This window comes from Anaerotignum sp. MB30-C6 (assembly GCF_030908465.1).
Lineage (GTDB): Bacteria > Bacillota > Clostridia > Lachnospirales > Anaerotignaceae > Chakrabartyella.
Map to the genome: position 1 here is coordinate 828,968 of NZ_CP133078.1, position 13,711 is coordinate 842,678.

The following is a 13,711-nucleotide window of genomic DNA, read 5'->3' on the forward strand; positions in this document are numbered from 1 at the left end:
CCTTTGACTTGCACTACTTTCAAGGGAACTGTGAATTAGGCGCGTTATTAGGGGGGAGAAGGAAGCAGAAATTCAAGACAAATTAAACTTCCCCAGTATAGTTGAAAATATTATGTAAATATTACTGTTAAGTGAACTTTTTGGGCAGGGGGCGGTGTAGATACAAGATGGAGATGAGGAAATTGCATTCTCTATGTGCCTTTTGTTTCGTGGAAAATGAAAGAAGCTACCTGGGTGTCTTTTCATAAGATTTTAAAAAATGATGGAAAGGTCATTAAAAAAATGTAACTCAATTTGTTTAAAAATAATTTGTTAGCACTCTTTACAAGCGAGTGCTAACAATGTATAATAAACCCATACTAAGATAAAAGATGAAAAATTTCAAATAGTTATATGTTTTCATTAGGAAGGTGGAATGGTTATGAACTTACAAAAATTTACTCAAAAATCTTTGGAAGCCATTCAAAATGCCCAGTCTATGGCTGTGGAATACGGAAATCCGCAAATAGACCAACAGCATTTGTTGGCAACCTTATTAACCCAAGAGGAAGGATTGATTCCTCAACTTTTGCAAAAAATGGGTGCGAATGTAAACGGACTTCTTCAAACAGTGGAGGCAGAGATTAGGAAGCTTCCTCGTGTATCTGGGGGACAGACCTATTTAAGCTCAGATTTAGATAAAACATTGATAGCATCAGAAAAGTTAGCAGAAAATATGACGGATGAATATGTTTCAGTAGAGCATATTTTTATGGCAATGATTAACGCTCCCAATGGAGTGTTGAAGCCAATTTTTAAGCAATATGATGTGACCAAAGATGGCTTTATGAAGATACTGGTATCTGTTCGAGGGAATACCCGAGTAACCAGCGATTCACCAGAGGCAACTTACGATGCTTTGAAGAAATACGGTACAGATTTGGTGGAAAAGGCAAGAAGCAAAAAACTGGATCCTGTAATCGGACGAGATGATGAAATTCGTAATGTGATCCGAATTTTATCTAGAAAGACAAAAAACAACCCTGTTTTAATTGGTGAACCAGGTGTTGGTAAAACAGCAATAGCCGAGGGCTTGGCACAGCGTATTGTAAAAGAAGATGTTCCTAATAGCTTAAAGGATAAAACGATTTTTTCCTTGGATATGGGTGCATTGATTGCAGGGGCCAAGTTCCGAGGTGAGTTTGAGGAACGTTTGAAGGCTGTATTAAATGAGGTAAAGAAAAGTGAAGGGCAAGTCATCCTTTTTATTGACGAGTTGCATACCATTGTTGGAGCGGGCAAATCCGATGGGGCTATGGATGCGGGTAACTTGTTAAAACCGATGCTGGCTAGGGGTGAACTCCATTGTATTGGTGCTACAACTTTGAATGAGTATCGGCAATACATTGAAAAAGATGCGGCATTAGAAAGAAGATTTCAACCTGTTTTGGTCAGCGAGCCCACGGTGGAGGATACCATTGCAATTTTGCGTGGTTTGAAGGAAAGATATGAAGTATACCACGGTGTAAAAATTCAGGATCAAGCCATTATTGGTGCGGCTACATTATCGAACAGATATATTACTGATCGTTTCCTTCCCGATAAAGCAATTGACCTGGTTGACGAGGCTTGTGCTATGATCCGTACAGAAATGGACTCTATGCCTACAGAGCTAGATATTATCCAAAGAAAAATTATTCAGCATGAAATAGAAGAAGCGGCTTTGAAAAAAGAGGATGATAAGCTTTCGAAAGAGCGTTTGGCTGAAACCCAAAGGGAATTAGCAGAGATGCGCGATAAATTTGCCGTTTTAAAGGCAAAGTGGGAAAATGAAAAGGACTCCATTGGAATTGTGCAAAAGCTGAGAGAAGAAATTGAGGACGTACACGCTGAAATTGAGGCGGCTGAAAGAAAATATGACTTAAACCGTGCTGCAGAGTTAAAATACGGTAAGTTACCTCAGTTGCAAAAAGAGTTAGAAGAAAAAGAGCACCTTGCCGAGGAAAATAGCGGGAAGAATACCTTGTTGCGAGACAAGGTAACGGAAGAAGAAATTGCCCGTATTATTGAGCGCTGGACTGGCATTCCCGTTGCAAAGCTTATGGAAGGAGAAAGGGAAAAGCTCCTACATTTAAATGAAATTTTGCATAAAAGAGTTGTTGGGCAGGAGGAGGCTGTTACAAAGGTCTCTGAGGCTATTTTAAGAAGCCGTGCTGGCATTCAAAGCCCCGATAGGCCAATTGGTTCTTTCCTCTTCCTTGGCCCTACAGGCGTAGGTAAAACGGAACTGGCGAAAGCTTTGGCAGAATGCTTATTTGACGATGAAAAGAATCTGATTCGTATTGATATGTCGGAATATATGGAAAAATTCAGCGTATCCCGTTTGATTGGTGCACCACCAGGATATGTGGGATATGAAGAAGGCGGCCAGCTTACCGAGGCTGTTCGCAGGAAGCCATATTCCGTTATTCTTTTTGATGAAATTGAAAAGGCGCATCCAGATGTGTTCAATATTCTTCTTCAGGTTTTGGATGATGGACGAATTACTGACTCCCAAGGTAGAACGGTAGATTTTAAAAATACCGTTATAATTCTCACATCTAACCTTGGTTCTCCTTACTTGTTAGAAGGTTTGGATGAAAGGGGAGAAATTAAGGAGGATGCCCGTTTGGCCGTAGAAGAATTACTCCTTCGTTCTTTTAGACCGGAGTTTTTGAACCGTTTGGACGAAATTGTATTCTATAAACCTTTAACCAAGGATAATATCACCCATATAATTGACTTAATTATGGGGGATCTGAATAAGCGCTTGGTAGATAAGCAACTACGTTGCGAATTAACACAAAGAGCAAAGGAATTTATTATTGATGAAGGTTTTGATCCTGCTTTTGGTGCCAGACCATTAAAAAGAATGGTGCAAAGAAAAGTTGAAACTTTGTTAGCGAAAAAAATCATCGCAGATGAAGTTTCCCCTGATAGCACGTTGACTGTGGACGTTGAAAATGGGGAATACAAAGTAATTTGAGTATTTACAAATTAAAAAAATAAGAAAAGTGGTGATTACGAAAGTATTGTAATTGCCACTTTTTTCGTCTTGAGATGCAGAAGGTTGTTTTCCCAAAATGTATTTGATATAATGAAATACAAATTATATACAAAAAATGTAAATTTCTAAGACGTCATGTAAAGCGAACGGTTTTCTAGGGTTCTTTCATATTTTGAAAAGATTAGAAAGGGTATATCATGGATAATTCATCGAAAGGCATGAGGTGGTTAAACCAATTTAAGAATAAATTACTGGCAAAAAAGGTTGATTTCTACCAAGAAGAAATTCAAAATAAAAATTTGCACAGTTTTGTGAGTTTTACCATTGTGGGAACTTTTATTTCTTTTAGTATTTTAGTGATTGGGTTGTTGTTATCTAAGATTTCAAAATTCAACAGTCAGTTTTTAGGGATTTTTTGTTTTTTTATTTGTCTACATCTATTTGCAAAATTTGGATTGCACCGATTTGTGAAGTATATTACCCCTATTTATTATGCTACCCTAACACCCCTCATGGCAATGGGCATATTGATGGGGACATATTTGGATACGGGAGTGCAGTCGGTTACAATCATGGTTTTTATCTGTATTTTACCTTTATTTGTGCTAGATAAACCATGGCGAATTATTTTATATATTACCTGTGTAGCAACGATTTATATTATTTGCTGTTATGATGCAAAGGAGTATGAGATATTCCTTATGGATTTAATAGACTTATTCATCTTTTACTGTTTTGCCCTTGGCGTAAATTTCTTTATATTATGTGAACGTATTGATAGTGTGGAAAACCATGTGAAGTTTAAAAATAAAGCGGAAATAGACTTCATGACTGGGATTTACAATCGTGAGGCTGGCCTTCTTAAAATAAAACAGTTAATGTATAAACGGGTAATGGGTGCTTTTATTATCGTGGACATTGATAATTTTAAAGAAATAAATGATAACTATGGGCATATGTATGGGGATGCTGTGATTAAAGGTGTAAGCCAAGTGATAAAAAAAGCCTTTCAAGAAGAGGACATTGTTTTGCGTATGGGTGGGGATGAATTTGTCATCTATTCCGTAGATCTTGTGGACAAGGCAGCATGCGAAAAAAACCTAGAGCACTTGTTGAACTGTTTGAACTTTGCTAAGATAGGAAAGACGAAAGGTGTTCCTGTTAGTATTAGTGTTGGTTGTTCCATCAATGACAAGGAACAAATTGATTTTAATCGTCTATATCGGGACAGCGATAAATCTTTATATGAAGCAAAGAAAAAAGGCAAAGGTTGTTTTGTAATTAGTGCATAGAATGGAAACAGCAGGCTTTGAGTAGCCTGCTGTTTTAGTCCAAAAAGGGGTTTTATTCAAAAGATAACATTGGAGCTATATGTTTGCATTAATCTTCATAGTCGAAAAAAGTTAGAGTTACGGCCAAAACAATGTCTTTATTCTTAATATTTTCTGGCGTAAAATAATCGGCTAAGGTGTAATCAAAGGAGAAACTATCCTTATCGTAAACAATTAGGGCAACAGGAACTTCCTGGTTGAGGTTTACTGCTTCTTCATGGGGAAGGAACTTGATAAAGGAAGCCATATTTAGTGGCGAAGCCTCTGGGGGAGGGGCCTCAAAAGATGCTATTCCAGTTGAATTTATATAAAATGAAAGGGAATAATCATTTTGTCGTACTACAGAAAAATTCCCTTTTGGTGGTGTGTACCTACCATCTTCTTGCACTTCACCAAGGACTCCCCCTGTAAGCTTATTTTCCCAACAATTATTTTCATCCAATTGATATAAATTGAACCTCATAGATTTTGTACCCTCGGGCCCACGAAAAGAGAACAGACCATAATTATTCATTAGCCCTAAGGACTGTAGGAGATTTATTTCCTGATCCGTTAATTCATAGGGGGAAACATTCCATTGACTTTTATCTATTTCTATTTTTGTATTTATTTTTTCTATGTTTTCATCTTTATTAGTGCAGCCACAAAAACCTGTAATTACTACTAAAAAAATGTAAAAAAATACTCTTTTCATTTCTGCCTCCTGTAAATGAAATATTGAAATTCAGAACATAAACTAAAAGTACATTAATATTCTAATATTAATTCGTATGAAAAGAAAGAACTTTTAGGAAAATATGGAAAATAACTCCTGAAAATTTGAATTTATTTTCCAAAATAGGTAACATTAGGTTACAAAATTCTAAATTTTGCCATAGTAGTATTGTATAAATGGTAAAAATATGGTAATTTCTTTCAAGGAATACAGGACAAGGAGCGTGAACTAAATGCGAATTGCCATTTGCGATGACTTTCAAAGTGACAGAGAGGCATTAAGTGTGCTCATAGAGAAATGGTCCGAAAATAGCAACAAAGTTGTTACAATTTTTCACTATTCCAATGGGGAGGATTTAGTGGATGGGTACCAAAATGGTTTAACCCATGAGGTTATTTTTTTGGACATTTTTATGGACAGACTATCGGGGATTGAAGCTGCTTTTAAAATACGGGAGGTTAATCAAGAGGTTTCTATTGTATTTTTAACCAGTACCCCCGAATTTGCTATAGAGGGATATTCAGTAAATGCAGATGGATATTTATTGAAACCCATTAAACAGTATGAAAACAAACTATTTTCGCTACTTAATGGGTTGAATGATAAGTGGATGAGGGATATTACGAAAAGCATTCTAATTAAGAAAAATGCTTCGGAGGGACAACGAATTCGTTTTTCTGACATTTTATATATCGAGAGTTTAGGAAAAAGTATTGTAGTACATAAGCTTTCCAAGACTTCTTTCACTTGTTATGCAAAGCTTGGGGACATATCTGAAAAGTTGGATAAACGGTTTCTGTACTGCAACAGAAGTTATATCGTAAATATGGATTATATCGTTGGTGTAAAAGATAATTTTGTGATGCATAATGGGGATGTTATTCCCATAAAAGTGCGGTTGCGAAAGGAAATTAAAGGGGAATACTTTGATTACATACAGGAAAAGGAAAGATAGATGGGTAAGAAACTAGAAATATCTATTGCAGTATGCATCATACTTGCAATAAGTATTATTATCCAAACAGCAATCACACTCGTTCCTTTTTCAAGATACAATCCTAATACGACGAAGACGGTTGATGCTTTTTCACAACCGTGGGAATACCAAAATGAAGAAGGTAAAAAAATAGAAACCAAATTGCCGGGGAAGCTTTTTCTTGGGACGGATGTCACGGAAGTTTCCCTTTTTAATACACTACCAAATGAAGTTTTGGATGGAGATGTTTTTAAATTTACTTCGAGCTGTCAGAAAGTTGATATTTTTATTCATGAAGCGTTAAGGCAATCTTTTGGCAGTAAAGATGTTTCTATGAATAATTTTCCTTATTTTTCAGGAAAACACTGCATGATCGTGCCATTAAGCCAAGAGGATGCGGGAAAAAGAGTTGAGATAAAGATTACTGTGATTCCAGTTTACGATTGGGAAATGAGGTTGGTACAGGGGGTGGAAATAGGGCCCCAGCGTCAATTTTTATTGAATGAGATTTATGATCATGCCCTCCTTTGGATTAGTTGCATTGTGGGGCTTTTTACTTCGATGTTTCTTCTGTTTTTATGGTTGATTAATGTATTGTATCGGCGTAAATGGCACCTTCCTCTCCAATTTTCCATAGCTTCAGTTTTATGGGTGCTGTTTGCATCTTGTGATAATACATTTATATTAACGGCTTTGAACTACAAACCGCTATATTCTGTGTATACAGAGATTTGGTTTTATGTTATGGACGGACTTGTGCCCATTACTGCTTATGGGTTACTTTGGGTTTGCGATAGCAGAGTCATCAAAAGAAAGCAGATGAAGTGTATTTTTTTACACATAGGAATTTATATGTCCTTTGCCCTGATGCAATTGGTGGGAATAACTTCTGTTAGCCTCATTAGATCCCTGTTAATGTTGATTTCTATAGTCATGTATGGATGGATTTTCTTAGGAATGGGGCAGGGGAAAAGAATGAATAACCCTTTATTTATAACGGCAGTTTTTGTTATAATGCTTGGGTATTTTTTGGATTATTTAAAATATTTGATTTTTCTCCCGTCACTAAAACTGGGAATAGAGTATCCAATATTATTCTTTTTTAATATTGCAATCCTCATATTCTCTGCTTTAGTAATCTTTGCAGTTGTTTTACAAGGGGTATACACGCAGGTGAATGCTGAGGGGGAAATTAGGCTGACTAAGCTGCAAATTGAGATGTATCAAAACAAATATGATCAAATGCAAGAAAGAGAATTGAAAATGCGAAAAATCCGCCATGATACGATACATCATTTAAGAACCATTGCCACATTATTTTCCACAGGTGATGATACCCAAGCGAAACAGTATATTGATGAAATTTTAAAAATGATAAATAACACCCAATCTAAGGAGTATTCAAAAAATAATATTATGAATATCACTTTAGCTTGGTTTGCTGAAAAATCAAAGAATAAAGGGATTAGATTTACCTGGGATTGTAATATTCCATTTCGAGAAACGACCTATGATGCACAGCTTTGTAGTGTAGTTTCCAATATTTTGGAGAATGCCATAGAGGGCTGCCAGCGGGTTGAGGCAGACTCTTTTATTGATATTAAAATAAAAATGCATGGAGCCTCTGTTTTTATTAAGGCTTCCAATCGGTTTGATGGTGTTTTGTTGAAGAATAGAAATGTATATGTTTCACGTAAGGCAGAAGATGGCCATGGTTATGGGATTTCTTCCATAAAGGAAATTGCACGAAGGCTTAACGGTAGGTGTAAAATCACCACACAAGGGGATATCTTTACAATTGATGTGGTGATTAGCGGAGTTGAGGAAAAGAAACAGTAGGTTCCATAAATTGTTTTGTAGAGGTGTTAATTGTAAAAGTAGTCTTATTCAAAAGAATCCTTGATTTTTATGGCGAATTTTATGATTTTTTTGCAATCTTTAAATAACTATCATATTTTAGGATATAATAAAAATATGGGAATTAAACCAAACATAAGTTGTTTGGGTTAGAGTCATTTGCAAAAAAGTTTAAGAAAGAAACCTAATCTTCCTTTTCATTAATATAACGACAAGGTTAAGGTATTAATCTGTATTACGATGTCTCAATTGCGCTTATTCCTTCAAAGCAGGGCAATCTTATTCCTCGACAAAATACGGATTGCGTTGCTTTGTGTACCGTAGGAATCTATTTTCCTACGGTTTTCGTTTCAATTATATTAAAGGATAAGACGAATAAAAGCGATACTTGTATACAAGTATCGCTTTTGCAGTATAAACATGGGTTAAAGGGTTCTTTGAGCTGCTTTAGCAAAGTGGCGCAATGATTTTATTGTGCGGATTTCTGTGCTATTATGGGAAATAGCCTGTTGGATGCTATCAGGTAAGCCTTTGTAATAATTTTGAGCTCTGGTATTGTTTAATAGTAAGTCTGCCAAGTCTCTATACTCTTTCCCAAACACGTTAATAACCTCCTCTCAAAAGATGCTCGGCGTAACGCCGAAGGTCTAAGTCATAATGGATATTGTTCTGATATTGACGAACGTTAAACTGGCGGTCTTCAGGCAAAGAGTCAAAAAAGTCCTTTGCTTTTGGGCTTCGGTTTAGTAAATCATCAAGGTCTTTATATTCTAGAGCCATTTTTATCACCTCGACATTATCTTGCGCAAAACTAGGATTTTTCATTCTGTTTAAAGGGTCGAAGCATCTTCCAAGTTTGGGGAATTTAAGTAGGATTTGTATATTATTTGTGCTATAATAAATAAATAGCTGTAAACGTTGGCTTTTTTTGTTTATAGCTTAAAAAAATAATAGTTGGTGAAGGATATGCTGAATCAATATAAAACGACTTTATGTGAAGGGGAAGCAGAAGTAATAGAAAAAAAATCAAGGTTTATTGCAACGGTACGGCCTGTAAAATCGGAAGATGAAGCCAGGTTGTTTATAGATGAGATGAAAAAAAAATACTGGAATGCAACGCACAATGTGTTCGCTTATCAGATTGGGGAGCGTAATGAGCTACAGCGTTTTAGTGATGATGGTGAGCCCCAGGGGACGGCGGGCTTGCCTGTCTTGAATGTTTTAAAAGGGGAAGATATCAGAAACACGGCAATCGTTGTTACCCGATATTTTGGTGGCACACTCCTTGGGACGGGAGGCTTGGTTCGGGCTTATGGAAAAGCGGCGAAAGAAGGGGTTTTGGCTGCGGGAATTGCTGAATTAACTTTGTTTGCGAGGTACGAAGTGGTGGCAGAGTATACGGACTCAGGCAAAGTGCAGTATGAAATTCTTCAGGATGAACACATTCTTTTTGATACTGAGTATTCCGATAAGGTAACTTATACAGTTTTGGTAAAGTCCGAAGAGACTGAGGTTTTTGAGAAAAAGATGATAGATATTTTTAGAGGAAGCACGCCCTTTGAAAAGCAAGGTGAACAATATGGCGTATGGCAAGGAGGAGAGATTTCTTTGCTGGAGGAATCAGTGTAGTGTGGTAATGATTTTTTTATGGATTTGCACTACAAGTTAAATTCAATCCCCCAAATAGTTTTTGAAAGGGATAACCATAAAGTTATGCAAAAATTCAATTTTTCTTGAATTTTCACTCTGAAAATGATAGAATATTTTGGTGAAATTTATGAAGGAGGGTTCCTAATGTCAGGACATTCGAAGTTTGCGAATATCAAACATAAAAAAGAGAGAAATGACGCAGCAAAAGGGAAAATTTTTACCATGTTAGGTAGAGAAATTCAGGTGGCGGTAAAGGCAGGTGGACCCGACCCGGCAAGTAATGGAAAATTGCGTGATATTATTGCAAAATGCAAATCTAATAATATGCCCAATGATACAATCGATAGAAGTATTAAAAAGGCAGCGGGAAACGAAGAAGGCGTTGAATACGAAACAATCAGATATGAAGGTTACGGTCCTTCTGGGGTTGCAGTTATTGTAGAGGCCCTGACCGATAACAGAAACCGTGCTGCGGCAAATGTTAGAAATGCCTTCACCAAAGGCGGCGGCAATATGGGGACAACAGGCTGCGTTTCCTTTATGTTTGATGAAAAGGGTTTAATTGTAATTGACAAAGAAGAAGTCGAGGTGGATGAAGAAGAGCTGATGATGGTTGCTTTAGACGCAGGAGCAGAGGACTTTGCCGCAGAAGAAGACAGCTTTGAAATCACTACCTCCCCCGACGATTTTTCTGGAGTCAGAGAAGAGTTAGAAAAAGCGGGTATCCCAATGGCATCGGCAGAAGTTACCATGATTCCTCAGACATATGCAGAACTTAAGTCTGATGATGAGATCAAGAAGATGAATAAGCTTTTGGATTTGTTGGATGATGATGATGACGTACAAAACGTTTTTCACAATTGGGATGAATAAATAGAATAAAGCCTACGAACCTTGAATGTACAGTGGTTGTAGGCTTTATTTTCTGTTATTGTACTGGAATCGTACTATTGGAAAGAGTTTTAAAAGGATTTTATTATGCTAATGTGAATAAATTTCTATTGCTTTTAATTTTAATAATAACTTATTCTCAGCGGTAGTGCAAATTCACGGATGATGTGTTAGAAAAAATATTTACTTAAGAACAAATTTATAAAAAATAAGCCTTATATCGCTAAATCAATGAATTTTATAAAGTTAAAAGAGTAGAGTTGAATAGCAACTAATATAACTTCTATAATTTTGTACACTAAATTTTTTCATGAAAAATACCTGTTTTACCTATTTATATAGTTAAGTAAGGGTGGTTAAATAATAACAAAAAACCTATGACCCATGAAAGTACAGGGGTTATAGGCTTTATTTTTTTAAATTAGTATACCAAAATAGAATGTAGCAGTATAGAGACAATGGTTTATAATAAAAGATAGGGTGACATAAAAGCCACCCTATCTTTTATTCATGGTTTTTCGGAATTTCTGGGAAAGGTAAAACTTCCTTTCCACGAGCCTGTTTCTTTATTTTGTTTTTTCCCTTAGGTTCAAGAAGTTCTTTTCTTGTGCCATATTCTACATCTTCTTTTGCCATAAAAATCACCTCTTTATAGTATGTAAAGAAACAGATTATTCTAAACTGGGAATTTATTTAAGGGTTTAAAGAAAAATAAAACCTACTACCAGAAGGATAATAGGTTTTTATTTTTGTTGCAAGCTATATTGTAAGTAATCAGTTACAACAACTCTTGATAACTTTCTATGTACTTATCTGCCACAGAGCGAATGATGTTGCTGTCTGCCTCTGTAACGGGATCGGCTACTGCATAAACGGTAAAACCACCTTTTTTTGCCCCTTGTACCGCATAAAGGGCATCTTCAAATACAATGGTATTTTCAAGGTTACCGCCCAATTTTTCCATGGCAATATGGAATACGTCAGGCTCACTTTTATAATGACCTGTTTCTGTGCAGGTTAAAATAAATTGAAAATACTTTAAAAGATCCAAACGTTCCAATGCAGGTAGGATATAGCTGGATTCAGAAGCCGTCAATACACACATTTTGGTTCCCTTTGCCAGCTCTTTATCCAAAAACTCCCTTACGTATGGTTTTAATGGGATGGTATTTCGGTAAGCTTCTTGAACAAAAGCAATGACCTCATTTATGATTTCATCGGTTGTATGAGGCACACCTAAATCCTTACGGAAATACTCCGCTGTTTGCTTAATGGTCTGGGTTTTTACCACGCTATGTAAGTCTTCTGGCACAGTAAAACCGTGATTCAACAAAAAGTTACGCCCAGTGTTTTTCCAAACAGGCATAGAATCAATTAAAGTACCGTCAAGGTCAAAAATAATACTTTTCATATGTTCTCCTCTGTTATTTAAATTTATCGGTTTTTTCTGCAATGGTCAAAACGCCATTGGGGTTGTGGAAAATTTTCACATATGCCTTCGTTGATGGTGCCCCTTGTTCAATGGGGATTTCCTGACAACGCTTAATAATATCCATTAAAGTTTCGAAATCTCCCTCTACGCTAGTTTCAAAAGGCCCAACCATAAAGTGACATCCTGTTGAAGCAATATATTCGATGACATTATCTACAATAGCACAAACTTTATCCATCTCTGTTATGTCGGGCAAAACTTGTATTGCAATGCTTGTTGTATACACTCTTATCACTCCTTTTTGAGAAGTGTACCATTTTCTACGAAAAAACTCAAGAAACGGCCAATACTTTTTCATATTGGACAATATTAATTTGCACTGGTATTTGTTATAATTTAAGATAGGAAAATAATATGTAAATTTATGATAGAGGAGGACACTGGGCATGGAATATCGTATGGAAAGAGACTCTATGGGTGAAGTAAGAGTTCCCGTGGGGGTTTATTGGGGCGCTCAAACCCAAAGAAGCTTCGAAAACTTTAAAATCAGTACTGAGAAAATTCCTTTAGAAATCATTTATGCCTTTGCAATTTTAAAAAAGGCAGTGGCCCAAGCTAACTTACGATTAGGCAAGTTACATGAAAGAAAATGTGCTTTAATTGGAGAAGTTTGTGATGAAATCCTTGCTGGAAAGTTGGATGATCAGTTTCCTTTGGCCGTATGGCAAACAGGTAGCGGCACCCAGTCTAACATGAACGTAAACGAGGTCATTGCCAACCGTGGGAATGAAATTGCGGGAGAGCCAGTATTGCATCCCAATGACCACGTGAACATGTCTCAGAGTTCAAACGATACATTTCCAACAGCGATGCACATTGCAGCCACTTTGGAGACAAAAAAACAGCTTCTTCCTGCGTTACAGCGGATGATTGATGAATTGATGCGTTTGGAAGAAGAAAACAAAGGCATTATTAAAACGGGAAGAACCCACTTACAGGATGCTACCCCAATTACGTTTTCACAGGAAATCAGCGGTTGGCGCAATATGCTGGAGAAAGCTAAAGCTATGATTGAAATTAGCCTTACAGGCTTGCAAGAGTTGGCACTAGGAGGGACGGCCGTTGGTACAGGGTTAAATGCACCCAAGGGGTTTGCAGAGGCGGCGGCAGAGGAAGTTTCTAAACTAACGGGTGAGCGTTTTATTACCGCAGAAAATAAGTTTCATGCATTGACTGCAAAGGATGAGTTGGTTTTTGCCCATGGGGCATTAAAAGCATTGGCGGCAAATATAATGAAAATTGCCAACGATGTTCGTTGGCTTGCCAGTGGCCCTCGTTGCGGTTTGGGGGAAATTTTCATTCCAGAGAATGAGCCGGGAAGCTCTATTATGCCCGGGAAAGTAAACCCTACCCAGTGCGAGGCGATGACCATGGCGGCGGTGCAGGTTATGGCAAATGATACAGCCATAGGGATTTGTGCATCCCAAGGGAACTTTGAGCTAAATGTTTATATGCCCGTATGTATTTATAACTTTTTGCAATCCGTACGACTTTTGGCTGATGGGCTGGATTCTTTCCGTATTCACTGTGTTTCTGGAATTCAAGCGAATAAAGAAAAAATGGATGAGAACCTACACCGCTCCCTTATGTTGGTTACTTGTTTGAACCCTCATATTGGCTATGAAAATGCTGCGAAAACAGCAAAGAAGGCGTATCATGATAATATTTCCTTGAAAGAAGCTTGCGTTGCGTTAGAGTTCTTGACGGAAGAAGAATTCGATGAGGTATTTCGCCCTGAAAATATGGTCTGAAATCAATTAAAAGGTTGAAAGAG

General features: G+C 37.0%; 13 protein-coding genes. 7 read left to right on the top strand and 6 right to left on the bottom strand.

The features are described from left to right. The first annotated feature begins 421 nt into the window (after positions 1-421). The gene (gene clpB / locus RBQ60_RS04390) at positions 422-3,004 is read left to right on the top strand and encodes an ATP-dependent chaperone ClpB (RefSeq protein ID WP_307885355.1); all 2,583 of its coding nucleotides are present in this window, start codon (positions 422-424) and stop codon (positions 3,002-3,004) included. Between the two features lie 218 nt (positions 3,005-3,222). After that, positions 3,223-4,317: a GGDEF domain-containing protein gene (locus RBQ60_RS04395; RefSeq protein ID WP_307885356.1), complete on the top strand. Its 1,095-nt coding sequence runs from the start codon at positions 3,223-3,225 to the stop codon at positions 4,315-4,317. Between the two features lie 88 nt (positions 4,318-4,405). Here RBQ60_RS04395 and RBQ60_RS04400 read toward each other — a convergent pair whose 3' ends face one another. Beyond that, positions 4,406-5,050 (bottom strand): hypothetical protein, encoded by a 645-nt coding sequence (locus RBQ60_RS04400; RefSeq protein WP_307885357.1) that lies wholly within the window; start codon positions 5,048-5,050, stop codon positions 4,406-4,408. A 253-nt stretch (positions 5,051-5,303) separates the two neighbouring features. Between RBQ60_RS04400 and RBQ60_RS04405 the strand changes: the two genes are divergently transcribed. Together RBQ60_RS04405 and RBQ60_RS04410 are read left to right on the top strand one after the other, a co-directional pair. Then, complete coding sequence (locus tag RBQ60_RS04405) at positions 5,304-6,026, top strand: LytR/AlgR family response regulator transcription factor (protein WP_307885358.1); 723 nt, start codon at positions 5,304-5,306, stop codon at positions 6,024-6,026. Continuing rightward, the gene (locus tag RBQ60_RS04410) at positions 6,027-7,886 is read left to right on the top strand and encodes a sensor histidine kinase (protein ID WP_307885359.1); all 1,860 of its coding nucleotides are present in this window, start codon (positions 6,027-6,029) and stop codon (positions 7,884-7,886) included. It abuts the gene before it with no gap. A gap of 443 nt (positions 7,887-8,329) precedes the next feature. On the opposite strand, the gene RBQ60_RS04415 is transcribed toward RBQ60_RS04410, so the two are convergent. Both RBQ60_RS04415 and RBQ60_RS04420 read right to left on the bottom strand, forming a co-directional pair. Further along, positions 8,330-8,506 carry a hypothetical protein gene (locus tag RBQ60_RS04415; RefSeq protein WP_307885360.1) on the bottom strand — a complete coding sequence of 59 codons (177 nt, stop codon included), beginning with the start codon at positions 8,504-8,506 and terminating at the stop codon, positions 8,330-8,332. A 1-nt stretch (position 8,507) separates the two neighbouring features. Further along, entirely contained in the window at positions 8,508-8,684 is a 177-nt protein-coding gene (locus RBQ60_RS04420; RefSeq protein ID WP_307885361.1) for a hypothetical protein, read from the bottom strand. A 186-nt stretch (positions 8,685-8,870) separates the two neighbouring features. Here RBQ60_RS04420 and RBQ60_RS04425 point away from each other — a divergent pair, with 186 nt between their 5' ends. Beyond that, on the top strand, positions 8,871-9,533 hold the full coding sequence (locus tag RBQ60_RS04425; RefSeq protein ID WP_307885362.1) for a YigZ family protein: 663 nt from the start codon (positions 8,871-8,873) through the stop codon (positions 9,531-9,533). 165 nt (positions 9,534-9,698) lie between these two features. Further along, positions 9,699-10,427 carry a YebC/PmpR family DNA-binding transcriptional regulator gene (locus RBQ60_RS04430; protein WP_307885363.1) on the top strand — a complete coding sequence of 243 codons (729 nt, stop codon included), beginning with the start codon at positions 9,699-9,701 and terminating at the stop codon, positions 10,425-10,427. Between the two features lie 522 nt (positions 10,428-10,949). Here the strand turns inward: RBQ60_RS04430 and RBQ60_RS04435 are convergent. From RBQ60_RS04435 to RBQ60_RS04445, 3 genes are all read right to left on the bottom strand, one after another. Beyond that, on the bottom strand, positions 10,950-11,081 hold the full coding sequence (locus RBQ60_RS04435; protein WP_307885364.1) for a hypothetical protein: 132 nt from the start codon (positions 11,079-11,081) through the stop codon (positions 10,950-10,952). A gap of 142 nt (positions 11,082-11,223) precedes the next feature. Next, positions 11,224-11,856: an HAD family hydrolase gene (locus tag RBQ60_RS04440; protein ID WP_307885365.1), complete on the bottom strand. Its 633-nt coding sequence runs from the start codon at positions 11,854-11,856 to the stop codon at positions 11,224-11,226. A gap of 13 nt (positions 11,857-11,869) precedes the next feature. Then, on the bottom strand, positions 11,870-12,115 hold the full coding sequence (locus tag RBQ60_RS04445) for a thiamine-binding protein (protein ID WP_307885977.1): 246 nt from the start codon (positions 12,113-12,115) through the stop codon (positions 11,870-11,872). Between the two features lie 208 nt (positions 12,116-12,323). Here RBQ60_RS04445 and fumC point away from each other — a divergent pair, with 208 nt between their 5' ends. Beyond that, entirely contained in the window at positions 12,324-13,688 is a 1,365-nt protein-coding gene (gene fumC, locus RBQ60_RS04450; RefSeq protein ID WP_307885366.1) for a class II fumarate hydratase, read from the top strand. Positions 13,689-13,711: the final 23 nt, after the last annotated feature.

Bases quoted from the DNA above. Each gene is read 5' to 3' on its own strand.
- clpB (WP_307885355.1), top strand. From the start codon at position 422: ATGAACTTACAAAAATTTACTCAAAAATCTTTGGAAGCCATTCAAAAT.
- RBQ60_RS04395 (WP_307885356.1), top strand. From the start codon at position 3,223: ATGGATAATTCATCGAAAGGCATGAGGTGGTTAAACCAATTTAAGAAT.
- RBQ60_RS04400 (WP_307885357.1), bottom strand. From the start codon at position 5,050: ATGAAAAGAGTATTTTTTTACATTTTTTTAGTAGTAATTACAGGTTTT.
- RBQ60_RS04405 (WP_307885358.1), top strand. From the start codon at position 5,304: ATGCGAATTGCCATTTGCGATGACTTTCAAAGTGACAGAGAGGCATTA.
- RBQ60_RS04410 (WP_307885359.1), top strand. From the start codon at position 6,027: ATGGGTAAGAAACTAGAAATATCTATTGCAGTATGCATCATACTTGCA.
- RBQ60_RS04420 (WP_307885361.1), bottom strand. From the start codon at position 8,684: ATGGCTCTAGAATATAAAGACCTTGATGATTTACTAAACCGAAGCCCA.
- RBQ60_RS04425 (WP_307885362.1), top strand. From the start codon at position 8,871: ATGCTGAATCAATATAAAACGACTTTATGTGAAGGGGAAGCAGAAGTA.
- RBQ60_RS04430 (WP_307885363.1), top strand. From the start codon at position 9,699: ATGTCAGGACATTCGAAGTTTGCGAATATCAAACATAAAAAAGAGAGA.
- RBQ60_RS04435 (WP_307885364.1), bottom strand. From the start codon at position 11,081: ATGGCAAAAGAAGATGTAGAATATGGCACAAGAAAAGAACTTCTTGAA.
- RBQ60_RS04440 (WP_307885365.1), bottom strand. From the start codon at position 11,856: ATGAAAAGTATTATTTTTGACCTTGACGGTACTTTAATTGATTCTATG.
- RBQ60_RS04445 (WP_307885977.1), bottom strand. From the start codon at position 12,115: ATGGATAAAGTTTGTGCTATTGTAGATAATGTCATCGAATATATTGCT.
- fumC (WP_307885366.1), top strand. From the start codon at position 12,324: ATGGAATATCGTATGGAAAGAGACTCTATGGGTGAAGTAAGAGTTCCC.